Here is a 26880-nt window from a genome sequence, read left to right on the forward strand (position 1 = left end):
CGGGCGGGGGGCCGAAATCCCCCTCACGTCCGCGATGGGGGGATTTGCGGGTCCGGATATCACCTACCATCCCGCCCGGACGCTTATTCCCGGCCGCCTCGCGACGGCCTACGATCAGGCGATGAGCACGCCCGAGGACGACCCGGTCCCCGCCGCGTCCGGACCGGCGGCCACCGGTGCCGACTCCGGCGCCGGCGCGGGCCCCGTCCGCCGCGAGCGGCTGCTGCTGGCGGCCGCGCTGGCGGAGGCCGGGCCGGAAGCGGCCACCGGATGCGCCGGCTGGAACGCGCGCGACCTGGCCGCCCATCTGGTCGTCCGGGAGGGACGCCCCGACGCGGCCCCGGGAATTCTGCTGTCCCCGCTGGCCTTCTACACCGAGCGTGTGCGGCGGCGGACGGCGCGCGCCGTGCCGTTCGACCGGCTGGTGGAACGGTTTCGGCAGGGACCGCCGAAGTTCTCGCCCTACGCGGTTCCCGGAGTCGACAAAATCGCGAACGGCGTCGAGTTCTTTGTTCACCATGAGGACGTCCGCCGTGCGCGTCCCGACTGGGAGCCTCGGGAGATCTCGCGGGAACTCGAGGAACTTCTCTGGCGACGGATAAAAATTGCCCGCTTTGTCCTAAGAAAAGTTCATGTCGAGGTAACGCTCGTCCAACCGGACGGCAGGAGCGTCCGCGTCTCCGGCGGGACTCGCGGAGCCGTGCGCGTGCACGGCCCGGTCGGCGAACTCGTCCTGTGGGCACTGGGCCGCGGGGACGTCGCGAAGGTCCGCCTCACCGGGGCCACGGACGCTGTCAAGACCCTGACCGAGACCGGTTGGAGTCTTTAACGGGCAGGTAACGGCACGGTTCGCCGAGAGGAGAAACGCAAGTGATGCGGCTCCTCCGCTTTACGCGGAAGCGGTGATACGGTGGGGCGGTCGGTTGCAGTCGTGGTTCTCGATCGTTCAAGACGCCCGCGAACTGATGGCAGCGGGCGTTTTGGCTTTTCCGGGACCGTACCGGGGGCGAGAGCGTTCCGCAGCGACCGCACGGGCCCGCGAGGTGTGGGCCCAGGTTTTGCCGCAAGGAGAAAGACATGCCCCAGCAGGGCACCGTGAAGTGGTTCAACGCCGAGAAGGGTTTCGGCTTCATCGCCGTGGACGGCGGCGGGCCGGACGTCTTCGTGCATTACTCGGCCATCCAGTCCTCCGGGTACCGCACGCTGGACGAGAACCAGCGCGTCCAGTTCGAGGTGACGCAGGGTAACCGGGGTCCGCAGGCCGACCAGGTCGTCCCCCTGTAACACCCGCAGTCGTACATCAGGGCCCACCCCCCACCGCCAGGGAGGGTGGGCCCTGTCACGTCCGGGCGGGGTCCGTGCCTCGCATCGCGGGACGGACGGCAGAATGGGCGCATGTCGCTAGGTGGAACACCCGCGCGTGAACGCGGCCTGACGGCGCTGCTGTGCGCCGCCGGAGCCGGCCTCGCCCTGCTCGCCGCCGGGCGCACCTGGGCCACCGTCAGCGCCGAGAACGCCATCACCCCGTTCACACAGCACCTCACCGGCGGCGACCTCGGCGGCGCGTCCGGCGCCCTCGGATGGGCCGGCCTCGCAGGGCTCGCCGCCCTGTTCGCCACCCGGGGACGCGTCCGCGCGGGCGTGGGGGTCCTCATCGCCCTGTTCGGCGCCGGCATCGCCTACGCCTCCACCGCCGCCGTCCAGCGCCCGAACGTGCTGTCCGCCGCCGGGGACAAGAGCGCCCTGCTCAAGCTCGGCGCCGACCCCGCCCTGGACGTCGACCTGTGGTGGATGGTCTCGGTCACCGGCGGGATCCTGCTCGTCGTCGCCGGGCTTCTCACCGCCGTCCGCGGGACGCGCTGGCCGGGCATGTCGGCCCGCTACGAGCGCGCCGCCCCGCGCGACGCCGCGGCCGCGGAGGACGACCCGTCCGCGCTGTGGAAGTCCCTCGACCGAGGCGAGGACCCGACCGCGCGGCGGAACGGACGATCGTGAGCGCCGACGGGGGAGGCCTCGTCCTCGTGATCGAGCACGACCCCGCCGTCGCCGAACTCCAGCGCCGCTACCTCGCCCGCGAGGGCTTCGACGTCGAGATCGAGGCCGACCCGGCGCGGGCGCCCGCCGCCGCCCGGCGCAGCCGCCCGGACGTCGTCGTCCTCGACCTGTCCACCTGCGCGCTGCCCGCCGACCTCTACCGGCGCGTCGCCGACGCCGCCCGCCCCGCGCCCGTCGTCGCCGTCACCGGCCCGCTCGATCCGGCGATCGCGCCGGCGCTCGGCGACCACCGCGTCGACCGGCCCTTCGGCCCCCGCGTGCTCGTCGGCGCCGTCGCCGAGGCCCTCCGCCACGGCGGGCCCGCCGAGACGCCGCCGGGCCCGCTGCGCGCCGGCCGCATCGCCCTCGACCCGCGCGACCGCGCCGCCGTCGTCGCCGACCGCCGCGTCACCCTCACCGTCACCGAGTTCGACCTCCTCGAATTCCTCATGGGCAACCCGGGGCGCGTCTTCACCCGCGAACAGCTCCTCGACGCCGCCTGGGGGCCCGGCGCCGGCGCCGGGAGCCGCACGGTCGACGTCCACGTCGCCCAGCTCCGCGCCAAGCTCGGCGAAGGCAGCCCCATCAGAACCGTCCGGGGCGTCGGCTACGTCCTGGACGCCTGATCCCTCCAGGGGACGCTTAAGGTGGACGTGTGACCCGCCTATCCGCCCACGCGCAGGAGCACTCGCATGCGCCCGCCGGGCGGAGCCTGGGACGGGCGCTGGCGCCCCAGGCGGCGGTGCTGGGCGGGGTCGTCGCCGGAGCACTGGTCATCGCGTTCCGCGCGGACCCCAACGAGCCCGGGCACTACCCCGGCTGCCCGTTCCTGGCCCTGACCGGGTACTACTGCCCCGGCTGCGGCATGACGCGGCTCGTGTACGCGCTCACGCACGGGCACGTGGGCACCGCGTTCGGGCTCAACCCGCTGCTGTTCGTCATGCTGCCGGTCTTCGGCTACCTGTACGTCCGGTGGACGGTCAGGACCGCGCAAGGGCTGCCGATGCGCTCGGCCCTGTTCAAGCCGGTCGTCGCGTACTCGTTCGTCGGCCTTCTCGTCGTCTACTGGATCGTCCGCAACCTGCCGTTCGCGCACGCGCTGGCGCCCTGACGGGCGCCGCCCGCGGCGCGGCGGCGCCGGACGGCCCGCCCGGGTGCGGGGAGCGTCCGAGGGGGCGGCTACGATCGGTGGACGGAACGACCTGAAATAGGGGGCCTGCGACCTTGAGCGTTTTGGACGAGATCATCGAGGGCGTCCGGGCCGATCTCGCCGACAGGCAGCGCGAGGTCCCGCTCGACGCCCTCAAGGAGAAGGCGGCGAAGGCCCCGGCTCCGCGGGACGCGCTCGGCGCGCTGCGCGGGCAGGGCGTCTCGGTCATCGCCGAGGTCAAGCGCAGCAGCCCGTCCAAGGGCGCGCTCGCCGCGATCGCCGACCCCGCCGCGCTCGCCCGCGACTACGCGGCCGGCGGCGCGAAGGTGATCAGCGTGCTGACCGAGCGGCGCCGCTTCGGCGGCAGCCTGGCCGACCTCGCCGAGGTCCGCGCCGACGTCGACGTCGCCGTCCTGCGCAAGGACTTCATCGTCACCTCCTACCAGCTGTGGGAGGCGCGCGCGGCCGGCGCCGACATGGCGCTGCTGATCGTCGCCGCGCTGGAACAGGACGCCCTGGTCTCGCTGGTCGAGCGGGCCGAGTCGATCGGGCTGGTCCCGCTCGTCGAGGTGCACACCGAGGAGGAGGCGGCCCGCGCCGTCGACGCGGGCGCCAGGGTCATCGGCGTGAACGCCCGCGACCTGCGCACCCTGCAGGTCGACCGCGGCGTGTTCGCCCGGGTCGCGCCCACGCTGCCCAAGGACGTCGTGAAGGTCGCCGAGTCGGGGGTGCGGGGGCCGCACGACCTGCTCGCCTACGCCTCCAGCGGCGCCGACGCGGTGCTGGTCGGGGAGAGCCTCGTGGTCGGCAAGGACCCGCGTTCCGCGGTCGCCGACCTGGTCGCGGCGGGCGCCCACCCGGCGCTGCGGCAGAGCGGCTGACGGCCGGGGCCCGCGGCTCGGTAGGGTGAGTGCATGCAGGTCGAACCGCTCCGGGAGCGATGGCGGGGCTGAAACAGGACCCCACTGACCGGATCGCCACTTCTCCCATGACAGGACGCGTTTTCCCATGACCATCGACACCGCCGCGCGCGGTGCTGGAGCCGTGCCCGACGCCACGGGCCACTTCGGCCGTTTCGGCGGGCGGTTCGCCCCCGAGGCGCTGATGGCGGCGCTGGACGAGCTCACCCGCGAGTTCGAGACCGCCAAGAACGACCCCGCCTTCACCGCCGAGCTGGACGACCTGCTCGCGAACTACGCGGGCCGCCCGAGCCTGCTGACCGAGGCCAGGCGCTTCTCCGAGCACGCGGGCGCCCGCGTGCTGCTCAAGCGCGAGGACCTCAACCACACCGGCTCCCACAAGATCAACAATGTGCTCGGCCAGGCGCTGCTCACCAGGCGGATGGGCAAGAGCCGTGTGATCGCCGAGACCGGCGCCGGGCAGCACGGCGTCGCCACCGCCACCGCCGCGGCGCTGCTCGGCCTGACCTGCACCGTCTACATGGGCGAGGTCGACACCGAGCGGCAGGCCCTCAACGTCGCCCGGATGCGGATGCTCGGCGCCGAGGTGATCCCGGTGAAGAACGGGAGCCGCACTCTCAAGGACGCCTGCAACGAGGCGTTCCGCGACTGGGTCGCGACCGTCGACGGCACCCACTACTGCATCGGCTCCACCATGGGCCCGCACCCGTTCCCGATGATGGTCCGCGACTTCCAGCGGATCATCGGCGTCGAGGCGCGGCGGCAGTGCCTCGACATGACCGGCGCCCTCCCGGACGCCGTGGTCGCCTGCGTCGGCGGCGGCTCCAACGCGATCGGCACCTTCCACGCCTTCGTCCCGGACGAGTCCGTCCGGCTGTACGGGTTCGAGGCGGGCGGCGACGGCGTCGCCACCGGCAAGCACGCCGCGACCCTCGTCGGCGGTACGCTCGGCGTCATCCACGGCATGCGCACCTACCTGCTGCAGGACGCCGACGGCCAGACCCTCGAAACCCACTCGATCTCCGCCGGCCTCGACTATCCCGGCGTCGGCCCCGAGCACTCGTGGCTGCACGACACCGGCCGCGCCGAGTACCGCGAGATCACCGACGCCGAGGCCATGGACGCGTTCGCGCTGCTGTGCCGCACCGAGGGGATCATCCCGGCGATCGAGTCCGCGCACGCGCTCGCGGGCGCGCTCAAGGTCGGCGAGGAGCTCGGCCCGGACGCCACGATCGTGGTGTGCCTGTCCGGACGCGGCGACAAGGACATGCACACGGCCGCCACCTTCTTCGGCCTGATGCCCGAGGGAGAGAACGCGTGACCGTCAAGACCGCCTACGACAAGGCCAAGGCCGACGGGCGCGCGGCGCTCGTCGGCTACCTGCCCGCCGGGTTCCCCACCTACCAGGGCGCCATCGACGCGGCGCGGACCATGGTCGACGCGGGCTGCGACGTCATCGAGATCGGCCTGCCCTACACCGACCCGATGATGGACGGCCCCACAATCCAGGACGCAGTCCACCAGGCGCTCGTCGGCGGCGTCCGGGTCGCGGACGTCTTCCGCACGGTCGAGGCGGTCGCCGCCACCGGCGTCCCGACCCTCGTCATGACGTACTGGAACCCCGTCGACCACTACGGCACCGACGCCTTCGCCCGCGACCTCGCCTCGGCCGGCGGGTCCGGGCTGATCACGCCCGACCTCACCCCCGAGGAGGGCGGCGCGTGGCTGGAGGCGTCCGACGCGCACGGCCTCGACCGGGTGTTCCTCGTCGCGCTCAGCTCCACCGACGAGCGCATCGAGACGATCACCGGGGTGTGCCGCGGCTTCGTCTACGCGGCGTCCCTGATGGGCGTCACCGGCGCCCGCACCGCCGTCGGCACCGGCGCCCCGCGGCTGGTCGAGCGGACCCGCGCCGTCCTCGACAAGACCGGGACCGACCTGCCGGTCGGCCTCGGCCTCGGTGTCGGCACCGGCGCCCAGGCCGCCGAGGTCGCCGGGTTCGCCGACGGCGTGATCGTCGGCTCGGCGTTCATCCGCCGCCTGCTGGACGCCCCCGACCCCGCCTCCGGGCTGGCCGGCGTCCGGTCGCTCACCGAGGAGCTGGCGGCGGGCGTCCGCCACGGACGCTGACGGGCTCGCGCGGACGTTTTACGCCGCCGCGGGAACTCCTCGCGGCGGCCGCCGAGTTCATGTCATGTGCCGCCTCCGCTCTCCAATAGGGTGTGTTCGCCGGCGGAGGCGGTCCCGGAAGGATCACGATGACGCAAGAGATGACGGCGAAGGACCGGGCCGGGGCGGCCGGGACGCCGCTGCCGCCCGTGTGGTTCCAGGGCGCGGCCTGGCTGCTGACGCTCGCCGGGCTCGGGATCTCCGTCTATCTGACGATCACGCACTACGACGAGGGTGCGCTGGTGTGCTCGGCGTCCCGGACCGTCGACTGCCACGCCGTCACGACCAGCGAGTACTCCTCCCTCGCGGGGATCCCGATGCCGCTGCTCGGCCTCGCGTTCTTCGTGGCGTTCGGCGCGCTGATCACGCCGTGGGCGCTGCGGTCGACGCTGCCGCCGCTGCGGTGGGGACGGGTGGCGAGCGCCGCGGTGGGCGTGCTGTTCGTCGTGTACCTCGTCACCGTCGAGCTGGCGATCCTGCACAAGATCTGCCTGTGGTGCACCGGCGTCCACGTGATCACCGTCCTGCTGTTCATCCTCGTTCTGATCGACGAATTCCGGCGGATCGGTCAGGTCGACTAATCTCGCCGGTACCGCGCCGCACCGGTGACGGCGCGGGTCCGCATTCATAGGAGACTCAATGAGCAAGGCCGCACGAGAGCGGTCCGCGAGGGACCGCCTGGCCGCCGAGCGCAAGCGGCAGGCGGCGCGGGAGAAGCAGCGGCGGCTGCTCGCCATCGTCCTCGGGTCGGTGGTGGCGGTGGCGGTGATCGTGGTCGCGACCGTCATCGTCATCGACCAGAAGAACAAGAACGGCCGCGCCGAGCCGCACAAGGGCGCGCTCGCCCCGCTCAGCCGGCAGGCCGACGGCTCCATCCTGATGGCCAAGTCCGGGGTGACCAAGCCGGAGCTGGAGATCTTCGAGGACTTCCAGTGCCCGATCTGCAAGCAGTTCGAGTCCACCACCGGCAAGACCATCGAGGATCTCGCGCAGCAGGGCAAGGTCAAGGTCGTCTACCGGCCGTTCCACCTGTTCGGCCAGCAGAAGGACCCCGTCAAGATCAACTCGCTGCGCTCGGCCGAGGCGGCGCTGTGCGTCCCGGCCGCCCAGTGGATCTCCTACCACGACGCGCTCTTCAAGTTCCAGCCCGCCGAGGGCTCGAAGGGCTTCTCGCCGGACGACCTCGTCAAGTGGGGCAAGAACGTCGGCGTCACCGACCCGAACTTCGAGAAGTGCGTGCGGGACGGGCAGAAGAAGTCCACGGTCGACGCGATGACCAAGTACGCCTTGCAGGACCGCGGCGTCGACGGCACGCCGACGGTCTTCCTGAACGGCCAGAAGCTCGACCAGACGCAGTTCATGAACCCCGCCGCCCTGCGGGCGACGATCGACGCGGCGGCCGCCGCCGGCAAGTGACCACAGGCCCCTGAGCGCCGCGCCGTCCCCCCCGGGACGGCGCGGCGCGGCCTTTCTGCCCGCCCGGCGGACCCTTCCCCGCTACGCTCGTAGATGCTCACGTGCACGCGCAGTAGCCGATCGGGGGATCGATGAGCGAGCAGGGCAGGGAGCCGTCCGCGCGCAAGCGGCTCGCGGGCGAACGGGCGCGCGCCGCGGCCCGGCGGCGGCGGCAGCGGGCGCTGCTGGTCGTCCTCGGCGCCGTCGCCGTGGTGGCCGTCGCGGTCGTGGTGGTGGTCGTCGCGACCTCCGGGGACGGGAACAAGCCGCTGGACGACTCCTACAAGGGCGCGCTGGCGCCCGCGACGCGGCAGCAGGACGGATCGGTCGCGATGGCGCAGCCGGGCGTGACCGCACCCGTCCTCGACGTCTGGGAGGACTTCCAGTGCCCGGCGTGCAGGGCGATGGAGAAGCGGCTCGGCGGGACGATGAAGCAGCTCGCCGCCGAGGGCAGGGTGAAGGTCGTCTACCGGCCGTTCCAGCTGTTCCAGCAGGACCCGCTGATGTCCAACTCGCGGCGGGCCGCGAACGCCGCCGCCTGCATGCCCGCCGGCCACTGGGTCGAGTACCACGACAGGCTCTACGCCGAGCAGCCTCCCGAGGGCGAGAAGGGCTTCTCCCCGCCGGACCTGATCAGGTGGGCCGGGGACCTGGGCGTCACCGACCCGTCCTTCGCCGCCTGCGTCGACGGGAACCAGAAGATCAAGGCGGTGGACCAGGCGAGCGCCCAGGCGGGGAAGGCGGGCGTCGACTCCACCCCGTACCTGGCGCTGGGCGGCGAGAAGGTCCGCGACGAGGTCCTCGGGTCCCCGGACGGCCTGAAGAAGGCCGTCGCGAAGGCCGCCGGCGGCACGCCCGCCCCGGGCGGCACGCGTTCCGGCGGCACCCCGGACGGCGCCTCGGAGGCCGCCCTCGGCCGGGCGGCGGGTGTAACGGCCTCATCGCGGTGACACAGGGGGCGCACACGGTGCCCGGAAGGCGGTAACGTCAACGCTCATGCACCCGGTCGCCTACATACCGAGTCCCTCGCAGGGCGTCTGGCACCTCGGCCCCATCCCGTTGCGTGCCTACGCCATCATGATCATCCTCGGCATCGTCGCCGCGGTCTGGCTGGGCGAGCGCCGCTGGGCCGCCAAGGGCGGCACGCCCGGGGTGATCATCGACGTGGCCGTGTGGGCGGTTCCGTTCGGCCTCGTCGGCGGGCGGCTCTACCACGTGATCACCGACTACCAGCGCTACTTCGGCGAGGGCGGCGACCCCGTCCGGGCGCTGGAGATCTGGAAGGGCGGGCTCGGCATCTGGGGCGCCGTCGCCCTCGGCGCGGTCGGCGCGGTCATCGGCTGCCGGCGGCGCGGGATCTCGGTGCTGGCGCTCGGCGACGCGGTGGCGCCCGGGATCGCGCTAGCGCAGGCGATCGGCCGCTGGGGCAACTACTGGAACCAGGAGCTGTACGGCCGTCCGCTGGACACCTTCTGGGCGCTGAAGATCGACGAGAACCACCGGCCGATGCTGGACGGCGGCCCCGCCCTCGACCCCAAGTACGCCGACGTCGCGACCTACCATCCGACGTTCCTGTACGAGTCGCTGTGGTGCGTCGGCGTCGCGATCCTCGTGATCTGGGCGGACCGCCGCTACAAGCTCACGCACGGCCGCGCCTTCGCGCTCTACGTGGCCGCCTACACGGCCGGGCGGGGCTGGATCGAGGCGCTGCGGATCGACGACGCGCACCACTTCCTCGGCCTGCGGCTGAACGACTGGACGTCGATCGTCATCTTCGTCGGCGCGGTCGCCTACCTGTACCTGGCCCGCGGCCGCACCGGCCCCGAGAACGTCGGCGGCCCGGCCGCGGAGACCCCGTCCGGCGGCGTCTCCGTCGCGAAGGAGACCGAGGCGCAGGACGCGGGCGCCACGGACAACGCCAAGAGCGCCACGGGCTCCGTCGGCGAGATCGCGGAGCAGGCCGACGAGGAACCGGGGGCCGAGCCCGGGCAGCCGGACGAGGAGCCTGAAGAGCCCGAGGCCGAGTCCGAGGAGGATCCCGCCGAGCCCGAGAAGGCCGAGGCGGAGCCGGAAGAGCCCGCGGCGGAGCCTGAAGAGGCTGAGGCGAAGGCCGAAGAGCCGGAGCCCGAGGAGGCTGGGGCGAAGGTCGAAGAGGCTGAGCCGGAGCCGGAAGAGGCCGAGCCGGAAGAGGCCGGGGAGGCGGCGGCCGAGCCGCGGGCCGACGCCGAGGAGCCGGAGGCCGAGGAGCCGGAGGCCGAGGAGAGCGGGGCCGAAGCCGCGGACGAAGGTGAGACCCCCGAGGCCGGAGGGGCGTCCGTGGCCGGGGACAATGGGGACGACGGTGCCGCCGACCCCGATCGGACCGAGAAGGGGGAGCCCGTCAAGGACGGGAAGTAGGAAACGGCGACGGTGTCCGACTCAGGCGAGATGACCAGTGAGAAGCCCGGTACCACGGCGGAGCACCACCACCGGCACCGGGACGTCACCGGGGGCTGGCTGCGGCCCGCGGTGTTCGGCGCGATGGACGGGCTGGTCTCCAACTTCGCGCTGATCGCGGGCGTCGCGGGCGGCCAGGCGAGCCAGAAGGTCGTCCTGCTCGCGGGCCTCGCCGGCCTGGCGGCGGGCGCGTTCTCGATGGCGGCGGGGGAGTACATCTCGGTCGCCTCCCAGTCGGAGCTGGCGGAGGCCGAGATCGAGGTCGAGCGGCTGGAGCTCGCCCGCCATCCGGCGGCCGAGGAACGGGAGCTGGCCGAGGTCTTCGAGGCCCGCGGCGTGGACCCCGAGACGGCCGCCGAGGTCGCCCGGCAGCTGTCCCGCGACCCCGACGAGGCCCTGGAGGTGCACAGCAGGGAGGAGCTCGGGGTGACGCCCGGCGACCTGCCCTCGCCGGTGCTGGCGGCGGGCTCGTCGTTCCTGTCGTTCGCGGTCGGCGCGCTGCTGCCGGTGCTGCCGTACCTGCTGGGCGCCACCTCGCTGTGGCCGGCGGCGGGAGTCGCGGCCCTCGGGCTGTTCATCGCCGGGGCGCTGGTGTCGCGGGTCACGACCCGCGCCTGGTGGTTCGGCGGGACGCGGCAGCTGCTGTTCGGCGCCGCCGCCGCGGCGATCACCTACGGCGTCGGCGCGCTGATCGGTACCAACGGGCTGTAGCCGAAGGAATCTGGATGAAACGCCCTTTTGGCCGCGCGGGGGCGACCCGGACCGCTAAGCTCCGGGGCTGTGATCGAGGCTCGTGACTCAGGTTCCGCCGAGGCCGCGCAGAAGGGCCGCGGGCGGGACTTCTGGCCGGACGACAAGCCCGGCCGAAAGCTCCCCAGTCCGAAGCTGCTGCTCGCCGCGGCCGCCGCGCTGGTCGTGGTGATCGTCGCGGCCGTCGCGGTGGTCATGCTGACCGGCGGGAAGGACGAACCGGCGGCGAAGCAGGCGGCGCCGACCGCCTACGCGCCGGACTACCTCGGCGAGGGCTTCGCCAAGATCGCGAGCCGGTCCGCCGACGGCCGCGCGATCACCGAGGGCGAGGCGTTCTCCGCCAAGAACCTCAAGTCGGGGAAGTACTCCTTCGCGCTGGCCGCGTCCAAGCTGAGCTCGGACTGCAAGGCCGCGACGTGGGGCTCCCGGCTGCAGGCCGACCTCGCCAAGTACCAGTGCAACCAGGTCGTCCGGGCCGCCTACGTGAGCGACGACAAGAAGTACGTCGGCCAGTTCGTCGTGATCAACCTGGTGAGCGAGGAGGGGGTCAAGCAGATCCTCCGCGACCTGGACCCGGCGGCCGGCGCCGGCTGGGTGACCCCGCTGAAGGCACCGGGCGTGCCCGCGTTCGGGCCCGGGTTCAGCGCCGCCTACTCCAAGACCTACGGCCACTACGCGGTGGTCACGTGGGTGGAGCGGGCCGGCGGCGCACAGCCCGCCTCGCTCAACGAGATGATCGATGTGAGCCTGGTGATCGAGAACGCCGCCGACTTCCTGTACGGGCGCCTTGAGCTGGCCTCCGGCGGGCGGTCCGGCCAGTGAGCCGGCCGGTGCCGCCCGGCCGTCCGCGTGGTCGTGGACTCCGATGAGCAGCGCCGCGGCGGGCGGGGGCGGCCCCCGGTGAGCCGCCAGGGCCGCCGCCAGCCCGCCCCGCGCCGGTCGGCGCAGGCCCGCGCGGGCGGTCCCCGCCGGGCGGGCCAGTCGCGCCGTCCCGCGCCCCGGAGGGAACGCCCCGCCCCGCCGCCGCCCGTGACGCCCTACGACGACGCCCCCTATGAGGAGGCGCCCCTGGACGGCGCGCCGCCCGCCGAGGACGCCTACGGCGACATCCCGCCCCAGCGCCCGGGTCCGCGCGGCAAGCGGCCGAAGAAGGGCGGCAGGGGCCGCCGGCCGGGCAGGCCGGCGGGACGTCCCGCCGAACGGGAACGCCGGGCCCGTGCGGCTCGGCGCGGGGGTCCCGGGCCGAAGCCGTACTTCGCCGCGGCGGCGCTCCTGGGCGTGCTGGTGCTTCTCGGGCTCGGCGCCGTGGTCCTCCTGGACGGCGGAGATCCTCCGAAGACCCCCGGCGCGACCAACGCGAAGATCGGCAAGCCCGCCGGGACGGGTGTCTCGCCGACCTCCTACTCCAGTTCGCCGTCCAGTGCCGCGTACGCCGGGATCGCCTCCCGCAGTGCGGACGCCGACCCGCTGACGGCCGGGGAGGCGTTCCCCTCGTCGGCGGCGAAGCTGTCGGTCCCGGACGGGAAGGCGACGCTGAAGCTGCGCGCGAAGCGGCTGGACGGCGACTGCGCCGCCGCCGTGTGGGGCACGACGGTGGGCGAGGATCTGGGCAGGGGCGGCTGCACGCAGGCGGCGCGGGGGATCTACTCCGACACCGGGAACGGCTACGCGCTGGCCGTCGCGGTGTTCAACCTGGCCGGATCGGCGGACGCGGACCGGTTCGTCGCGAAGCTGGAGACCACGATCGGCGCGGGTTTCGTCCGGCCGCTGGAGGCGCCCGCCCCCCTGGACGGGTTCGGCCGCGGCTTCGGGATGGCGCGCGGCCTCGCGATGGGGCATTTCGCGGTGGTGTCGTGGGCGCAGCGCCTGGACGGCAAGGGCGACGAGAAGGACGAGACGCTGCTGTCGCTGCTGATCGAGGGCGGGAAGGCCCCGGCGGTCCTCGGCCGTGCCGCCCGCGCCTCCCACTGAGGGAGATCTTCCGGCAGGTCGGCGGAGGATTCGCACGGTAAACCTCCTGGCCCGGTGATGATCCTCACCGGGTTCGGGACGTTTTGCGCCGGACCGAAGCCGGTACTCTGGTCTAAACCAATCCGAGATGACGCACGGGCGATTGCGACGATGAAGTTTCGCGATCCGGTGCAGTCGGGCATGATCCCGGCAGTGATGTAATGTCATCTCACCGCAGCAGGGCCAACGCCGTCCCGTGCTTGCACTGACATCAAGCAGTGACACGACGACGACGGGAGGGTTGATGGCTGCTGCTGCCCTCACACCTGCTGGCCGCGTACCTGGCCGTCCCCGGCCGGAGGGCCTGTACGACCCGGCCAACGAGCACGACGCCTGCGGCGTCGGCATGGTCGCCGACCTGCACGGACGCAAGAGCCACGACATCGTCCAGAACGCCCTGACCGTCCTGAAGAACCTGGACCACCGCGGGGCGGTGGGCGCGGAGCCCGACGACGGCGACGGCGTCGGCATCCTCGTCCAGATCCCGGACGCCTTCTTCCGCGAGGTCTGCGGCTTCCCGCTCCCCGAGGCCGGCGCGTACGCGGCCGGCATCGCGTTCCTGCCCGCGGACGGCGACGAGCGCGCCGCCGTGGCCGCCCACGTCGAGACCCTCTGCGTCGAGGAGGGCCTGTCCGTCCTCGGCTGGCGCGAGCTTCCGCACGACGCCGACTTCACCGGCCCGGCCGCCCGCCGGGTCATGCCGCACTTCGCGCAGCTGTTCGTCGCCCCCGCCGCCGGCGGCCCGCACGCGGGCAAGACGGGCCTGGAGCTGGACCGCGCCGTGTTCTGCATGCGCGAGCGCGCCGAGCAGGACGTCCAGGTCTACTTCCCGAGCCTGTCCAGCCGGACGATCGTCTACAAGGGGATGCTGACGACCCCGCAGCTGGAGCCGTTCTTCCCCGACCTGTCGGACCGCCGCTTCTCCAGCGCGATCGCGCTGGTCCACTCGCGGTTCTCGACCAACACGTTCCCCGCGTGGGAGCTCGCCCACCCGTACCGGTTCATCGCGCACAACGGCGAGATCAACACCGTCAAGGGCAACCGGAACTGGATGCGGGCCCGCGAGGCGCTGCTGAAGTCCGACCTGATCCCGGGCGACCTGTCCCGGACGTACCCGGTGATCGACATCGAGGCCAGCGACACGGCCTCGTTCGACGAGTGCCTGGAGCTGCTGCACCTCGGCGGCCGGTCGCTGCCGCACGCGGTGCTGATGATGATCCCGGAGGCGTGGGAGAACCACACCGAGATGGACCCGGGCCGCCGGGCCTTCTACGAGTTCCACTCCACGCTGATGGAGGCGTGGGACGGCCCCGCCAGCGTCAGCTTCACCGACGGCACCGTCGTCGGCGCCGTCCTGGACCGCAACGGGCTGCGTCCCGGCCGGTACTGGGTGACCGACGACGGCCTGGTCGTGCTGGCCAGCGAGGCGGGCGTGCTGGACATCCCCGCCGCCAAGGTGGTGCGCAAGGGCCGGCTGCAGCCCGGCAAGATCTTCCTCGTCGACACCGCCGCCGGGCGGATCGTCGAGGACGACGAGGTCAAGGCCGAGCTCGCCGCCGAGCACCCGTACGGGCAGTGGCTGCACGAGGGCCTGGTCCGGTTCGAGGAGCTGCCGCAGCGCGAGCGGGAGATCCCGACCCGCGAGACGCTCGTCAGGCGGCAGCAGACGTTCGGCTACACCCTCGAAGAGCAGCGGATCATCCTGACGCCGATGGCGCGGACGGGCGCGGAGCCGATCGGGTCGATGGGCACCGACACCCCGATCGCGGTGCTGTCGGAGCGCCCGCGGCTGCTGTTCGACTACTTCAAGCAGCTGTTCGCGCAGGTCACGAACCCGCCGCTGGACGCGATCCGCGAGGAGCTCGTCACCTCGCTGCAGTCCACGCTCGGCCCGGAGGGCAACCTGCTGGAGCCGGGACCGGACTCGTGCCGGCGGCTCGTCCTGCCCACCCCGATCCTGGACAACGACGAACTCTCCAAGATCATCCACATCGACGACGAGGGATCGCTGCCGCACCTGCACGCCCATGTCGTGCACGGCCTCTACGAGGTCGCCGGCGGCGGGCAGGCCCTGCAGGACCGCCTGGAGGAGATCAACTCCGAGGTCGGCCGGGCGATCGAGGCGGGCGCGCGGATCATCGTGCTGTCCGACCGCGGCGCCGACTCGGCCCGCGCCGCGATCCCGTCGCTGCTGCTGACCGGCGCCGTCCACCACCACCTGATCCGGGAGAAGACCCGCACCCGGGTCGGCCTGGTGATCGAGACGGGCGAGGCCCGCGAGTGCCACCACATGGCGCTGCTCATCGGGTACGGCGCGTCCGCGATCAACCCGTACCTGGCCATCGAGACCGTCGAGGACCTCGTCCGCGGCGGCGTCATCGAGGGCCTCGATCCGGCCAAGGCCGTCCGGAACCTCGTGAAGGCGTACGGCAAGGGCGTCCTGAAGGTCATGTCGAAGATGGGCGTGTCCACGGTCGCGTCCTACACCGGCGCGCAGATCTTCGAGGCGATCGGGCTCGGCGCGGACGTCGTCGGCCGCTGCTTCACCGGCACCACGTCCCGGCTCGGCGGCGTCGGCTTCGACGTGCTGGCCCGCGAGGTCGCGCAGCGGCACTCCCGCGCCTACCCGCCGGGCGGCAACGACCTCGCGCACCGGACCCTGGAGGTCGGCGGCGAGTACCAGTGGCGCCGCGAGGGCGAGCCGCACCTGTTCAACCCGGACACGGTGTTCAAGCTGCAGCACGCCACCCGCACCCGCCGCTACGAGATCTTCAAGGAGTACACCGCCAAGGTCGACTCGCAGGCCGAGCGGCTGATGACCCTCCGCGGGCTGTTCAAGCTCAAGGAGGGCGACCGGGAACCGGTGCCGATCGACGAGGTCGAGCCCGTGTCGGAGATCGTCAAGCGGTTCTCCACCGGCGCGATGTCCTACGGCTCCATCTCGGCCGAGGCGCACGAGACCCTCGCGATCGCGATGAACCGGCTCGGCGGCAAGTCCAACACCGGCGAGGGCGGCGAGGACCCGGCGCGGTTCACCCCGGACGAGAACGGCGACCTGCGGCGCAGCGCGATCAAGCAGGTCGCGTCCGGCCGGTTCGGCGTGACCTCGGAGTACCTCACCAACTCCGACGACATCCAGATCAAGATGGCGCAGGGCGCCAAGCCCGGCGAGGGCGGCCAGCTGCCCGGCCACAAGGTCTACCCGTGGATCGCCAAGACCCGGCACTCCACCCCGGGCGTCGGCCTCATCTCGCCGCCGCCGCACCACGACATCTACTCGATCGAGGACCTGGCGCAGCTCATCCACGACCTGAAGAACGCCAACCCGGCGGCGCGGGTGCACGTCAAGCTCGTCGCCGAGGTCGGGGTCGGGACGGTCGCGGCCGGGGTGTCCAAGGCGCACGCCGACGTGGTGCTGATCTCCGGGCACGACGGCGGCACCGGCGCGTCCCCGCTGACGTCGCTGAAGCACGCCGGCGCGCCCTGGGAGCTCGGCCTCGCCGAGACCCAGCAGACGCTGCTGCTGAACGGGCTGCGCGACCGCATCGTCGTGCAGACCGACGGGCAGATGAAGACCGGCCGCGACGTCGTCGTCGCCGCGCTCCTCGGCGCCGAGGAGTACGGCTTCGCGACCGCGCCGCTGGTGGTGTCGGGCTGCATCATGATGCGGGTCTGCCACCTGGACACCTGCCCGGTCGGCGTCGCCACCCAGAACCCCGTCCTGCGGGAGCGGTTCTCCGGCAAGCCGGAGTTCGTCGTGAACTTCTTCGAGTTCGTCGCCGAGGAGGTCCGCGAGTACCTGGCGGCCCTCGGGTTCCGCTCCCTGGACGAGGCGATCGGGCACGTCGAGATGATCGACACCCGCGAGGCCGTCGAGCACTGGAAGGCCGCCGGCCTCGACCTGGCCCCGATCCTGCACACCCCGGACCGGGCGGCGGGCGCCGCCCTGCACCGGGTCACCGTGCAGGACCACGGGCTGGAGAAGGCCCTGGACAACACGCTGATCCAGCTCGCCGAGGGCGCGATCGCGTTCGGCGACCCGGTGAAGCTGGAGCTGCCGATCCGCAACGTCAACCGCACGGTCGGCACGACGCTCGGCCACGAGGTGACCAAGAAGTGGGGCGGCGCGGGCCTGCCCGACGACACGATCGACGTCGTCTTCACCGGCTCGGCGGGCAACTCGTTCGGCGCGTTCGTGCCGCGCGGCGTCACGCTGCGGCTCGTCGGCGACGCCAACGACTACGTCGGCAAGGGCCTGTCCGGCGGGCGGCTCATGCTGCGCCCCGCGGCCGACGCCGGGTTCGCGGCCGAGGAGCAGATCATCGGCGGCAACGTCATCCTGTACGGCGCCACCTCGGGCGAGCTGTTCGCCCGCGGGATCGTCGGCGAGCGGTTCTGCGTCCGCAACTCCGGCGCCACCGCCGTCGTCGAGGGCGCCGGCGACCACGCCTGCGAGTACATGACCGGCGGCCGCGCGCTGATCCTCGGCCCGACCGGGCGCAACCTCGCGGCGGGCATGTCCGGCGGCATCGCCTACGTGCTGGACCTGGCGCCCGGGCGGGTCAACGGCGAGATGGTCGACCTGGAACCGCTCGACGCCGACGACGTGGACTTCGTGCGGGCGCTGACCGAGCGGCACCTGGCCGAGACCGGCTCGCGGGTCGCCCGGCTGCTGCTGGACGACTGGGCCGCCGCGGCCGCCCGCTTCACCAAGATCATGCCGCGTGACTACCGGCGCGTCCTGGACGCCATGGCCAAGGCCGAGGCCGAGGGACGCGACGTCGACGAGGCCGTCATGGCCGCGGCGCAGAGCTGAGAGGGGGACTGCCCACATGGCCGACCCGAAGGGTTTTCTGACCGTCCGGCGGGAGCTCCCGAAGCGCCGCCCGGTCGACGTGCGGATCAGGAGCTGGTCCGAGGTCTACGAGGACTTCGGCAAGGACCGGCTGGAGAAGCAGGCGAGCCGCTGCATGGACTGCGGCATCCCGTTCTGCCACCAGGGCTGCCCGCTCGGCAACCTCATCCCCGAGTGGAACGACCTCGTCCACCGGCAGGACTGGCGGGAGGCCGTCGAGCGCCTGCACGCCACCAACAACTTCCCGGAGTTCACCGGGAGGCTGTGCCCCGCCCCGTGCGAGAGCGCCTGCGTCCTCGGCATCAACCAGGACCCGGTGACGATCAAGCGGGTCGAGGTCGAGATCATCGACCGGGCGTTCGCGGAGGGCTGGGTGCGCCCGCGGCCGCCCGCCGTGAAGACCGGCAGGAAGGTCGCGGTGGTCGGCTCCGGGCCGGCCGGCCTCGCCGCCGCCCAGCAGCTCACCCGCGCCGGGCACGACGTCACGGTGTACGAGCGCGCCGACCGGATCGGCGGCCTGCTGCGCTACGGCATCCCCGAGTTCAAGATGGAGAAGCGGCACCTCGACCGGCGCCTCGCCCAGATGCGTGCCGAGGGCACGGCGTTCAAGACCTCGGTGAACGTGGGCGTCGACATCACCGCCGAGGACCTGCGCGCGTCCCACGACGCCGTCGTCCTCGCGGGCGGCGCCACCGCCTGGCGCGACCTGCCCGTCCCGGGACGGGAGCTGAAGGGCGTCTACCAGGCGATGGAGTACCTGCCGCCGTCCAACAAGGCGCAGGAGGGCGACTACGAGGAGTCGCCGATCTCCGCGGAGGGCAAGCACGTCGTCGTCATCGGCGGCGGCGACACCGGCGCCGACTGCGTCGGCACCGCGATCCGGCAGGGCGCCGCGTCCGTCACCCAGCTGGAGATCATGCCGCGGCCGCCGGAGGCCCGCCCGGACGCCCAGCCGTGGCCGACGTACCCGATGCTGTTCAAGATGGAGAGCGCCCACGAGGAGCTCGCCGACATGGGCGGCGACCGCGTCTACGCCGTGTCCACCACCGAGTTCGCCGGCGACGCGGACGGCAACGTCCGCGCCCTCCGGCTGGTGGAGGTCGGCGGACCGGAGACCCGGTTCGCGCCGATCGAGGGCACCGAGCGGGAGATCCCGGCCGAGCTGGTCACCCTCGCCATGGGCTTCCTCGGCCCGCAGCGCGAGGGCCTTCTCGAAGAGCTCGGCGTCGACCTCGACCAGCGCGGCAACGTGGTCCGCGACGGCGACTACAAGACGTCGGTGGACGGCGTGTACGCCGCGGGCGATATGGGCCGCGGCCAGTCCCTGATCGTCTGGGCGATCGCCGAGGGCCGCGCCGCCGCGCACGGAGTCGACGCCTACCTCGGCGGCCGGACGGACCTGCCGTACCCGATCCCGCCCACGGCCCGCCCGATGGCCTGATACTCACGGCTGGGACAAGGCCCTGGAGGAATTCCTCCAGGGCCTTGCGCCGCCTAGGGGCGTCGGACGGATGTGCCAGCATCGACGGCATGGGTATTGCGCCGTCCATTCTGGACACCGGCGTCCTGCGCCGGATGCGGCTCGCCCGGGACGTCATGGACCGGGACTGGGCCGAGCCCCTCGACGTGGCCGCCGTCGCCGCCCGCGCCGGCTACTCGCGCTACCACTTCGTCCGCCTGTTCAGCGAGGTCTACGGCGAGACGCCCGGCGCCTACCTCGCCCGCCGCCGCATCGAGCGCGCCCAGGACCTGCTGCGGACCGCCAACCTGACCGTCACCGAGATCTGCGTGCTGGTCGGCTTCACCAGCCTCGGCACCTTCTGCACACGCTTCAAGCGGCAGACCGGGATGACGCCCACCGAGTTCCGCAGGCACGCCCGCGCCGGCGAGCCGTCCTCGATCCCCGGCTGCTTCGTGCTGTTCTGGGCGGGCGGCTTCCGCGGGGACCGAGCAGTCGGGGACTCGGCAATTATCGAGAAGGCCGCGCCGCCGCCCGCGCCCTAGCGTGAACCCATCATCCCTGTTCACGAAGGAGACACCGGCATGATCACCAACCTGGGGCTGGCCACCGTCTGGGTCCTGGACCAGGACGCGGCCAAGGCGTTCTTCACCGAGAAGCTCGGCCTGGAGGTCCGGGACGACATGACGCTCGGCGAGGGCGGAATGCGCTGGGTCACCGTCGGCGCCAAGGACCAGCCCGAGCTCAGCCTCGCCCTGATGGTGCCCGGCCCGCCCACCATGGACCCCGACTCCGCCGTGCAGATGAAGGCTCTCATCGCCAAGGGCGTCCTCGGCGCCGGCGCCTTCAACACCGACGACTGCCAGGCGGACTACGAGCGGCTGTCGGCGAAGGGCGTCGAGTTCGTCCACAAGCCGGAGAGGCGCCCCTACGGCATCGAGGCCGTCTTCCGCGACGACTCCGGGTGCTGGTACAGCCTCACCCAGCCCTTCGAGAAGCTCGACGAGACCGCTTCCTGGGGCGACTGCACGAGCTGAGGACGCTCAGGCCGTGAGGCGGGCGCCGAGCTCACGGAGAACGTCGACGAGACGCTCCACGTCGGACTTAGTCGTCCGCCAGTTGAGCGGCGCGGGGCGGAACACCGTCATCCCGCGGTAGGTGCTGGTGCCCGCGTAGACGCGGCCGTCCGCGAGGAGCGCCTCGCCCAGGCGCGCGTTGAGGGCGTCCAACCGCTCCTCGGGGACGCCGTCCGGCCGGTAGCGGAAGCACACGATGCACAGCTGGACCGGTGCCAGCAGCTCCAGATCCGGTGCCGCCTCGACGAGCCCGCCCAGGTGCGCGGCTACGTCGAGGTGGCGCTCCACCATCTCCCGGTGGCCGTCCCGCCCGTACGCCCGCAGCGTCGCCCAGATCGGCAAGGCCCGCGCCCGCCGCGACGACTCCGGCCCCAGCATGTTGTAGTTGACGCGCTCATCGTCGGCGTCCGGCAGATAGGCCGCCCCCCACGCCCCGAACGCGCGGCCCAGCGCGCCGGGGTCGCGGACGAACGAGAACCCGCTCTCGTAGGGCACGTTCAGCCACTTGTGCCCGTCCGCCGTCACCGAGTCGGCCCGCTCCACGCCCCGCGCGAGATGCGCGGTCCGGGGGCTGAGCGCGGCGAACAGGCCGAAGGCGCCGTCGACGTGGAGCCACGCGCCGTGCCGCTCCGCAAGGTCCGCCAGATCGGCGACCGGGTCGGAGTCGCCCGTGTTCACCTCGCCGAGGTTCGCCACGACCACCGCCCTGCCGTCCGCCTCGGCGAGCGCCGCGTCCATCGCCGCGAGATCGACGCGGCCCGCGTCGTCCCGCGCGAACGTCCTCAGCGCGTCCCGGCCGCAGCCCAGGATCTGCAGCGCCTTTCTGGTGCTGACGTGCACCAGCCCGCTGCTGAACACCGGCATCGCCGGCAGGCCCGCGAGCCCCTGCGACGCCGCGTCCACCCCGTGCTCGCCCGCCCACCACTGCCGCGCGCACGCCAGACCCGTCACGTGCGCGAGCGTCGCACTCGGCGTCAGCACGCCGCCGGACGACGCCGGCAGCCCGAACAGCTCCTTCAGCCACCGCAGTACCGCCGTCTCGGCCCGCGCCGCCAGCGGCGACGTCAGCCACAGGCCGGCCGCCTGGTCCAGCAGCGACGCCGCCCAGTCGCCCGCCATCGCCGCCGGCGTCGACCCGCCCACCACGAAGTGGAAGAACCGCGGCCCGGACGAATGCGTCGCCGCCTCCGTGCCGATCCGCACCAGCCGCTCGACCGCCGCCACGGCCCCGTCGCCCCGGACCGGCAACGGACCGTCGAGTTCGTCCAGAAGCGCGTCCTTCGTTCGGTCGTGCACGGGACGGTCCCGCAGGCTCGCCAGATAGGGCCCGGCCGCCCCCGCCACCACTGCGAGCGGGGCACCTGCGATGTCACGTTCGTCGAGCGGATCACCCATGGCGCAAGAAGACCACAGACCCGACCCACGGGGAACGCCCCGGTCCGGTGTGAAACGCCCCTCTTGTGGTCTTCGCACTGGTCGGCTACGTTCCCGCCAGGGTTCACCGCGCGGGCGCCGCACGCTCGCGGTCCTGGCACGCCCGCCGTGAACCGCCCGCTCCCGCACCCCGCGAACGCGGGACATCAGGGGCCCGGCCACCCACCGCTGGGGTGGCCGGGCCCACCGCGTCCGATTCCTACAAGACCCGTCCGCGGCCGCCGCCCTAACGTCGGAGCCATGAACGTCCTGCACGAGACCGGGCTCGCCCGCGCCGCCGAGTTCATGCGTCACAACGGCCGCCTCATCGACCGGCACCGGTTCGCCCTCCACTTCCGCGGCGGGTCCGCCGCGCCCGTCGTCGCGGCCCTCAGGGCCTACGAGAACCCCGACGGCGGATACGGCCACGCCCTCGAACCCGACCTGCGCGGCGAAGCCAGCCAGCCCGTCCCCGCCCAGCACGCCCTGCAGTTCCTCCACGAGGCGGGCGCCGACGACGATCCCGCCGTCACGCGCATCGCCGGATACCTGGCATCGATCACCACCGGCGACGGGGGAGTGCCGTTCGTCCTGCCGACCGTCCGGGACGCCCCGCACGGGCCGTGGTGGCAGGCACCCGACGACCCGACCGGAACCATCAACCCCACCGCGACCCTCGCCGGAATGCTCCACCGGGCCGGCGCCGCCCACCCCTGGCTCGGCCCCGCCACCGACTTCTGCTGGCGATACCTCGAAGCGCCCGACGCGGAGCCCGGCGCGTACGACGTCCTCGCGGTCCTGACGTTCCTCGACCACGTCCCCGACCGCGACCGTGCCGAAGCCGCCTTCACCCGCGTCCGCGACGTCCTCGCGGTCCACGCCCACAGCGACCACCAAGGGCCCCTCGACTTCGCACCCGAACCGGACGGCCACGGCCGCCGGCTGTTCGACGACGACGTCATCGACGCCGCCCTCGACGCCCTCATCGACGCGCAGGACGACGACGGCGGCTGGGACGTCGCCTTCCCCATCTGGACGCCCATCACCCGCCCCGAATGGCGGGGCTTCGTCACCGTCGAACGCCTCCGGACGCTCCGCGCCTACGGGCGGCTCAAGCCCTAGATCAGGTTGCGGACGGGCTCGCCCGCCAGGTCGCGCACCTCGTGCGCGAAATGGGCCTGGTCGGCGTAGCCCGCCGCGTACGCCACCGCGGCGAGGGGCTCGCCCGCCCGCGCCAGCCCCAGCGCCCGCTGGAAGCGCAGCACCCGCTGCAGCGTCTTCGGCCCGTACCCGAACGCCGCCAGCGACCGCCGCCGCAGTTGACGCTCGCCCAGACCCAGGCCGTCCGCCACATCCCGCACCGTGCCCCGCCCGAGGCCCGCCACCACCGCCGCGACGAGCGGATCCACCGGCCGCACGCGCTCCCGGACGGCCGCGACCAGCGCCCGCCGCCGGTCGCCCGCCGCCGCCACGCTCTCCGCTAGCCGGTCGGCGTCCGCGCCCCACAGTTCCCGCAGCGGCAGGCGCGCGTCCCGGATCGCGTCCGCCGGGACGCCCAGCACCGGCGGCGCCGCCCCCGGCCCGAACCGCACCGCGACGACCTCGTCGCCCGGGCGCACGAGGGACGGCATGGGACCGGTGTCCGGACCCGCCACCAGGATCCCGCCGGCCGACCACATCACGTCCACGCAGCCGTCCGGCACCACGCGCTGGACGAACGGCTCGGCGCCCGGCGGCAGCGCAGCCGTCCAGGAGCACGCCAGCCCCGGCGTCCGGTACTCGCGATAGCCGGTCGGATTCACCCTTCCTGCATACCACCAGCGGTCGCGGGCAGGGGCCTCTGAAATCGGCCGAAACGGAGGATTTCATGCCGAACAATGATCTTCAGGGTAAGACCATCGCCTTCCTGTGCGCCCCCGAGGGCACCGAGCAGGTCGAACTGACCGAACCCTGGAAGGCCGTCGAGCAGGCGGGCGGGAACCCGCGCCTCGTCTCCACCCAGTCCGGCCGCCTGCAGGCGTTCGACCACCTCGACAGGGCGGACACGTTCCCCGTCGACACCACCGTCGACGTCTCCGACCACACCGAGTTCGACGGCCTGGTCCTGCCCGGCGGCGTCGCCAACCCCGACTTCCTGCGCACCGACCCCAAGGCCGTCGCGTTCGTCCGGTCGTTCTCCGACGCGGGCAAGCCCGTCGCCGTGATCTGCCACGGCCCGTGGACGCTCATCGAGGCCGACGTCGTCCGGGGCCGGACCCTGACGTCCTGGCCGAGCCTCCAGACCGATCTGCGCAATGCGGGTGCGACCTGGGTGGACGAGGAAGTGCAGGTCTGCGAGAGCGGCCCCGGCGTCCTCGTCAGCAGCAGGAAGCCCGACGATCTCAAGGCGTTCTGCCAGGCCGCCGTGGAGGCGTTCAAGCGGTGACCGGCCCCTGTGGTCTAGACCTCTGACCTAGACCACTGGGTGAACCCGCGGCGACCATATCCTGCACGAATATCCGTACCGGCAAGTAACTAAGTACGGTTGTGCACGTGACCCGTCGAGCGAAGATCGTCAGCACCATCGGCCCAGCCTGCTCCAGCACCGAGCAGATCAACGCCCTCGTCGAAGCCGGCATCGACGTCGCCCGCCTCAACATGAGCCACGGCGAGCATGCCGTCCACGAGGAGGTCTACCACCGCCTCCGAGCCGCCGCCGAGGCCACCGGACGCGGCGTCGGCATCCTCGCGGACCTCCAGGGCCCCAAGATCCGCATCGGACGCTTCCCCGACGGCCCCGTACGGCTCACCCTCGGCGACGAGTTCACCGTCACCACCGACGACGTCCCCGGCACCCGCCGCGAGGTCTCCACCACCTACCAGGGCCTCCCCGGCGACGTCGGCCCCGGCGACACCGTCCTCATCGACGACGGCCGCGTCGCCCTCAAGGTCACCTCCGTCGACGGCCCCCGCGTCCACACCACCGTCACCGTCGGCGGCATGGTCTCCGACAACAAGGGCCTCAACCTCCCCGGCGTCCCCGTCAGCGTCCCCGCGCTCACCGAGAAGGACGAGACGGACCTCCGCTGGGCCCTGCGCCTCGGCGTCGACCTCGTCGCCCTCTCCTTCGTCCGCACCCCCGCCGACGCCGACATCTGCTACCAGATCATGGAAGAGGAGGGCGTCCGCGTCCCCCTCATCGCCAAGATCGAGAAGCCGCAGGCCGTCGAGCACCTGCCCGAGATCGTCGCGGCCTTCGACGGCATCATGGTCGCCCGCGGCGACCTCGGCGTCGAGCTCCCCCTCGAACAGGTGCCGATCGTCCAGAAGCGCGCCATCGAACTCTGCCGCGAGAAGGCCCGCCCGGTCATCGTCGCCACCCAGATGCTCGAATCCATGATCTCCGCGCCCCGCCCCACCCGCGCCGAGACCTCCGACGTCGCCAACGCCGTCTTCGAAGGCGCCGACGCCGTCATGCTCTCCGGCGAGACCAGCGTCGGGCAGTACCCCATCGAGTCCGTCCTCACGATGAGCCGCATCGTGCAGACCGCCGAGCAGGCCGCCCTCCAGGCCACCCACACCCTGGAGCGGATGCCCGAGACCGTCGGCGGCGCCATCGCCCGCGCCGCCGCCGAGGTCGGCGCGATCGTCGGCGCGGAGGCCCTCGCCGCCTTCACCATGTCCGGCGAGACCGCCCGGCGCCTGTCCCGCTACCGCTCGCCGATCCCGCTGCTCGCCTTCACCTCGGTCCCCGCCGTCCGCGGCCGCCTCGCGCACGTCTGGGGCGTCGAGACCTTCATCGTCCCCCAGGTCGACCACACCGACGCCATGGTCCGCCAGGTCGAGCAGTCGCTCCTCGAACTCGGCCGGTTCCAGAAGGGCGACAAGGTCGTCGTCGTCGCCGGCTCGCCCCCCGGCACCGCCGGCTCGACGAACGCCCTCCGCGTGCACAGCATCGGCGACGCCATCGCCATCCACCACTGACCATCACCCCAGCCGGGCACCGCGCGACCGCACCCCGCGCGGTGCCCGGCTCCTCTTCACCCCCGCAGAACCCGTGTACCGACCGGCGATAACCACGCGGTCTCATTTCCGGTTCGCTCAGGACACCGTCCACCTCGCGCCTAGAACTTCGGCCCCACGAACTCGTCCAACCGCGCCACCGCCTCCCGCTTGGCGACCGAGATGTTCTTCTCGTTCATCTGCGCCCACGGGATCCCGAGCCGGTCCAGCGCAGCGGTGAACAACCTTTGGATGTCCACCGACACGTTCGTGAAGTTGTACCGGGGATACTCGTACCAGCGATCCTCGCCCTTGAGTAGCCGCCGCACTCGATTGACGAAGCGGCATCCGTCGGAGTGAAGCAGGCCGCGGATGAAGTCCTCGGTGAACTCGTCCACGATCTCCTGCTGCCACGCGGCCAGCTCGATCTTTCGCTCATGCTTCTTGCCCGGGCCGTGCTGGGGGAAGAGGCAGGGCCAGTGCTTGGAGTGGCTGTTGACCTCGACACACCCGACCTTCGGGATGACCCGGACTTTGTTCTCCGGACGGATGGCACTGACCGCCATCTTGCACTGCTCGATGAGCCCCGGCCAGGCGTTGGCACAGGCGATCCTGAGGGCCCACACCTTCTTGGCGGGGTCGCTCACGGGGCTGATACAGCCATCGCCTAAGTAGAGGCCTAGGAGGTAGGCGTAGGAATTCTTCGGCTCCGGCGCCACCGGTACTGCCGAACAGCGTGGGCAGTCTTGGTGGGGCTTGGCGTAGAGGTCCCGCCCCTGCTCTGTTCGCAGGTGCCATTCACGGATTACGGAGCGCGAAGCGCCGGTCCGGCGGCTTACCTCGCTGATGGTGAGGCCCTGTTGCAAGAGAGTAAGGGCTCGATGACGTACCGTCATGTCATACATGCCCGCACTCTCGCATCCGCCACTGACAGTTTCTGCTGAGTCGCCGTCAGTAATGCAAAGCGGAGCCGTTCGGCGCGAGGCCGATGGGTGGAGGTTGTACAAGAGTGCCCCGGGTGGGACTCGAACCCACACTGTACGGTGTTTGAGACCGCTCCCTCATGCCTATTGGGGTACCGGGGCATTTACCCAAGCAAATTGGACATTCGGATCGCAGTGCCCTGCTGGGACGCTTGGGAGGTCCTGCCTCGGCCCAGGGTAGCGGGTTTC

The 26880-nt window shown here is 72.4% G+C and carries 25 protein-coding genes and 1 tRNA gene; 22 read left to right on the forward strand and 4 right to left on the reverse strand.

What is annotated here, in order from left to right; genetic code table 11:
* The first annotated feature begins 121 nt into the window (after positions 1 to 121).
* From ACQPZP_RS16500 to ACQPZP_RS16590, 19 genes are all read left to right on the forward strand, one after another.
* Positions 122 to 829 carry a TIGR03085 family metal-binding protein gene (locus ACQPZP_RS16500; protein WP_433478487.1) on the forward strand — a complete coding sequence of 236 codons (708 nt, stop codon included), beginning with the start codon at positions 122 to 124 and terminating at the stop codon, positions 827 to 829.
* A gap of 248 nt (positions 830 to 1077) precedes the next feature.
* Entirely contained in the window at positions 1078 to 1284 is a 207-nt protein-coding gene (locus ACQPZP_RS16505; protein ID WP_018657218.1) for a cold-shock protein, read from the forward strand.
* A 111-nt stretch (positions 1285 to 1395) separates the two neighbouring features.
* Positions 1396 to 1995 carry a Trp biosynthesis-associated membrane protein gene (locus ACQPZP_RS16510; protein WP_433478488.1) on the forward strand — a complete coding sequence of 200 codons (600 nt, stop codon included), beginning with the start codon at positions 1396 to 1398 and terminating at the stop codon, positions 1993 to 1995.
* Positions 1992 to 2660 (forward strand): response regulator transcription factor, encoded by a 669-nt coding sequence (locus ACQPZP_RS16515; protein ID WP_433478489.1) that lies wholly within the window; start codon positions 1992 to 1994, stop codon positions 2658 to 2660. Before ACQPZP_RS16510 ends, ACQPZP_RS16515 begins: the two co-directional genes overlap by 4 nt.
* Before the next feature lie 29 nt (positions 2661 to 2689).
* Entirely contained in the window at positions 2690 to 3145 is a 456-nt protein-coding gene (locus tag ACQPZP_RS16520) for a DUF2752 domain-containing protein (protein ID WP_433468654.1), read from the forward strand.
* A 113-nt stretch (positions 3146 to 3258) separates the two neighbouring features.
* Positions 3259 to 4065, forward strand: coding sequence for an indole-3-glycerol phosphate synthase TrpC (gene trpC / locus ACQPZP_RS16525; RefSeq protein ID WP_433478490.1), 807 nt, complete (start codon positions 3259 to 3261; stop codon positions 4063 to 4065).
* A gap of 127 nt (positions 4066 to 4192) precedes the next feature.
* Positions 4193 to 5425 carry a tryptophan synthase subunit beta gene (trpB, locus tag ACQPZP_RS16530; RefSeq protein ID WP_433478491.1) on the forward strand — a complete coding sequence of 411 codons (1233 nt, stop codon included), beginning with the start codon at positions 4193 to 4195 and terminating at the stop codon, positions 5423 to 5425.
* Entirely contained in the window at positions 5422 to 6234 is an 813-nt protein-coding gene (gene trpA / locus ACQPZP_RS16535; protein ID WP_433478492.1) for a tryptophan synthase subunit alpha, read from the forward strand. Before trpB ends, trpA begins: the two co-directional genes overlap by 4 nt.
* Before the next feature lie 128 nt (positions 6235 to 6362).
* Complete coding sequence (locus ACQPZP_RS16540) at positions 6363 to 6854, forward strand: vitamin K epoxide reductase family protein (protein WP_433478493.1); 492 nt, start codon at positions 6363 to 6365, stop codon at positions 6852 to 6854.
* 58 nt (positions 6855 to 6912) lie between these two features.
* Positions 6913 to 7689 (forward strand): DsbA family protein, encoded by a 777-nt coding sequence (locus ACQPZP_RS16545; protein ID WP_433478494.1) that lies wholly within the window; start codon positions 6913 to 6915, stop codon positions 7687 to 7689.
* A 131-nt stretch (positions 7690 to 7820) separates the two neighbouring features.
* The gene (locus ACQPZP_RS16550; RefSeq protein ID WP_433478495.1) at positions 7821 to 8678 is read left to right on the forward strand and encodes a DsbA family protein; all 858 of its coding nucleotides are present in this window, start codon (positions 7821 to 7823) and stop codon (positions 8676 to 8678) included.
* 46 nt (positions 8679 to 8724) lie between these two features.
* Positions 8725 to 10125 (forward strand): prolipoprotein diacylglyceryl transferase, encoded by a 1401-nt coding sequence (lgt, locus tag ACQPZP_RS16555; protein ID WP_433478496.1) that lies wholly within the window; start codon positions 8725 to 8727, stop codon positions 10123 to 10125.
* A gap of 12 nt (positions 10126 to 10137) precedes the next feature.
* Positions 10138 to 10875 carry a VIT1/CCC1 transporter family protein gene (locus tag ACQPZP_RS16560; protein WP_433478497.1) on the forward strand — a complete coding sequence of 246 codons (738 nt, stop codon included), beginning with the start codon at positions 10138 to 10140 and terminating at the stop codon, positions 10873 to 10875.
* 69 nt (positions 10876 to 10944) lie between these two features.
* Complete coding sequence (locus tag ACQPZP_RS16565) at positions 10945 to 11736, forward strand: hypothetical protein (protein WP_433478498.1); 792 nt, start codon at positions 10945 to 10947, stop codon at positions 11734 to 11736.
* 33 nt (positions 11737 to 11769) lie between these two features.
* Positions 11770 to 12885 (forward strand): hypothetical protein, encoded by a 1116-nt coding sequence (locus tag ACQPZP_RS16570; protein ID WP_433478499.1) that lies wholly within the window; start codon positions 11770 to 11772, stop codon positions 12883 to 12885.
* Between the two features lie 283 nt (positions 12886 to 13168).
* The gene (gene gltB, locus ACQPZP_RS16575) at positions 13169 to 17740 is read left to right on the forward strand and encodes a glutamate synthase large subunit (protein ID WP_433478500.1); all 4572 of its coding nucleotides are present in this window, start codon (positions 13169 to 13171) and stop codon (positions 17738 to 17740) included.
* A gap of 16 nt (positions 17741 to 17756) precedes the next feature.
* Positions 17757 to 19220, forward strand: a complete 1464-nt coding sequence (locus ACQPZP_RS16580) for a glutamate synthase subunit beta (RefSeq protein ID WP_433478501.1) — start codon at positions 17757 to 17759, stop codon at positions 19218 to 19220.
* An 89-nt stretch (positions 19221 to 19309) separates the two neighbouring features.
* Positions 19310 to 19783 (forward strand): helix-turn-helix transcriptional regulator, encoded by a 474-nt coding sequence (locus ACQPZP_RS16585; RefSeq protein WP_433478502.1) that lies wholly within the window; start codon positions 19310 to 19312, stop codon positions 19781 to 19783.
* Positions 19784 to 19822: 39 nt separating this feature from the next.
* Positions 19823 to 20275, forward strand: a complete 453-nt coding sequence (locus tag ACQPZP_RS16590; RefSeq protein WP_433478503.1) for a VOC family protein — start codon at positions 19823 to 19825, stop codon at positions 20273 to 20275.
* Between the two features lie 6 nt (positions 20276 to 20281).
* Here the strand turns inward: ACQPZP_RS16590 and ACQPZP_RS16595 are convergent, their stop codons facing one another.
* The gene (locus ACQPZP_RS16595) at positions 20282 to 21709 is read right to left on the reverse strand and encodes a pyridoxal phosphate-dependent decarboxylase family protein (protein WP_433478504.1); all 1428 of its coding nucleotides are present in this window, start codon (positions 21707 to 21709) and stop codon (positions 20282 to 20284) included.
* A 279-nt stretch (positions 21710 to 21988) separates the two neighbouring features.
* Here ACQPZP_RS16595 and ACQPZP_RS16600 point away from each other — a divergent pair, with 279 nt between their 5' ends.
* Entirely contained in the window at positions 21989 to 22849 is an 861-nt protein-coding gene (locus ACQPZP_RS16600; protein WP_433478505.1) for a hypothetical protein, read from the forward strand.
* Here the strand turns inward: ACQPZP_RS16600 and ACQPZP_RS16605 are convergent.
* A complete protein-coding gene (locus ACQPZP_RS16605; RefSeq protein ID WP_433478506.1) occupies positions 22846 to 23529 on the reverse strand; it encodes a helix-turn-helix domain-containing protein in 684 nt (227 codons plus the stop codon). The genes ACQPZP_RS16600 and ACQPZP_RS16605 overlap by 4 nt on opposite strands.
* Before the next feature lie 65 nt (positions 23530 to 23594).
* On the opposite strand from ACQPZP_RS16605, the gene ACQPZP_RS16610 reads away from it, so the two are divergent.
* Together ACQPZP_RS16610 and pyk are read left to right on the forward strand one after the other, a co-directional pair.
* Complete coding sequence (locus tag ACQPZP_RS16610; RefSeq protein ID WP_433478507.1) at positions 23595 to 24152, forward strand: type 1 glutamine amidotransferase domain-containing protein; 558 nt, start codon at positions 23595 to 23597, stop codon at positions 24150 to 24152.
* A gap of 107 nt (positions 24153 to 24259) precedes the next feature.
* On the forward strand, positions 24260 to 25690 hold the full coding sequence (gene pyk / locus ACQPZP_RS16615; protein WP_433478508.1) for a pyruvate kinase: 1431 nt from the start codon (positions 24260 to 24262) through the stop codon (positions 25688 to 25690).
* Positions 25691 to 25830: 140 nt separating this feature from the next.
* Here pyk and ACQPZP_RS16620 read toward each other — a convergent pair whose 3' ends face one another.
* Positions 25831 to 26355 (reverse strand): hypothetical protein, encoded by a 525-nt coding sequence (locus tag ACQPZP_RS16620; RefSeq protein ID WP_433478509.1) that lies wholly within the window; start codon positions 26353 to 26355, stop codon positions 25831 to 25833.
* Positions 26356 to 26718: 363 nt separating this feature from the next.
* Positions 26719 to 26793, reverse strand: a tRNA-Leu gene (locus tag ACQPZP_RS16625).
* Positions 26794 to 26880: the final 87 nt, after the last annotated feature.

This window comes from Spirillospora sp. CA-142024 (assembly GCF_050942325.1).
In the GTDB taxonomy this organism is placed as follows: domain Bacteria; phylum Actinomycetota; class Actinomycetes; order Streptosporangiales; family Streptosporangiaceae; genus Spirillospora.

What these genes read in the sequence shown, in the direction of transcription:
- ACQPZP_RS16595 (WP_433478504.1), bottom strand. Translation starts at nt 21,709, where the DNA reads ATGGGTGATCCGCTCGACGAACGTGACATCGCAGGTGCCCCGCTCGCA.
- ACQPZP_RS16510 (WP_433478488.1), top strand. Translation starts at nt 1,396, where the DNA reads ATGTCGCTAGGTGGAACACCCGCGCGTGAACGCGGCCTGACGGCGCTG.
- trpB (WP_433478491.1), top strand. Translation starts at nt 4,193, where the DNA reads ATGACCATCGACACCGCCGCGCGCGGTGCTGGAGCCGTGCCCGACGCC.
- gltB (WP_433478500.1), top strand. Translation starts at nt 13,169, where the DNA reads ATGGCTGCTGCTGCCCTCACACCTGCTGGCCGCGTACCTGGCCGTCCC.
- ACQPZP_RS16590 (WP_433478503.1), top strand. Translation starts at nt 19,823, where the DNA reads ATGATCACCAACCTGGGGCTGGCCACCGTCTGGGTCCTGGACCAGGAC.
- ACQPZP_RS16505 (WP_018657218.1), top strand. Translation starts at nt 1,078, where the DNA reads ATGCCCCAGCAGGGCACCGTGAAGTGGTTCAACGCCGAGAAGGGTTTC.
- lgt (WP_433478496.1), top strand. Translation starts at nt 8,725, where the DNA reads ATGCACCCGGTCGCCTACATACCGAGTCCCTCGCAGGGCGTCTGGCAC.
- ACQPZP_RS16585 (WP_433478502.1), top strand. Translation starts at nt 19,310, where the DNA reads ATGGGTATTGCGCCGTCCATTCTGGACACCGGCGTCCTGCGCCGGATG.
- ACQPZP_RS16550 (WP_433478495.1), top strand. Translation starts at nt 7,821, where the DNA reads ATGAGCGAGCAGGGCAGGGAGCCGTCCGCGCGCAAGCGGCTCGCGGGC.
- ACQPZP_RS16540 (WP_433478493.1), top strand. Translation starts at nt 6,363, where the DNA reads ATGACGCAAGAGATGACGGCGAAGGACCGGGCCGGGGCGGCCGGGACG.
- ACQPZP_RS16500 (WP_433478487.1), top strand. Translation starts at nt 122, where the DNA reads ATGAGCACGCCCGAGGACGACCCGGTCCCCGCCGCGTCCGGACCGGCG.
- ACQPZP_RS16600 (WP_433478505.1), top strand. Translation starts at nt 21,989, where the DNA reads ATGAACGTCCTGCACGAGACCGGGCTCGCCCGCGCCGCCGAGTTCATG.
- ACQPZP_RS16580 (WP_433478501.1), top strand. Translation starts at nt 17,757, where the DNA reads ATGGCCGACCCGAAGGGTTTTCTGACCGTCCGGCGGGAGCTCCCGAAG.
- ACQPZP_RS16545 (WP_433478494.1), top strand. Translation starts at nt 6,913, where the DNA reads ATGAGCAAGGCCGCACGAGAGCGGTCCGCGAGGGACCGCCTGGCCGCC.
- ACQPZP_RS16610 (WP_433478507.1), top strand. Translation starts at nt 23,595, where the DNA reads ATGCCGAACAATGATCTTCAGGGTAAGACCATCGCCTTCCTGTGCGCC.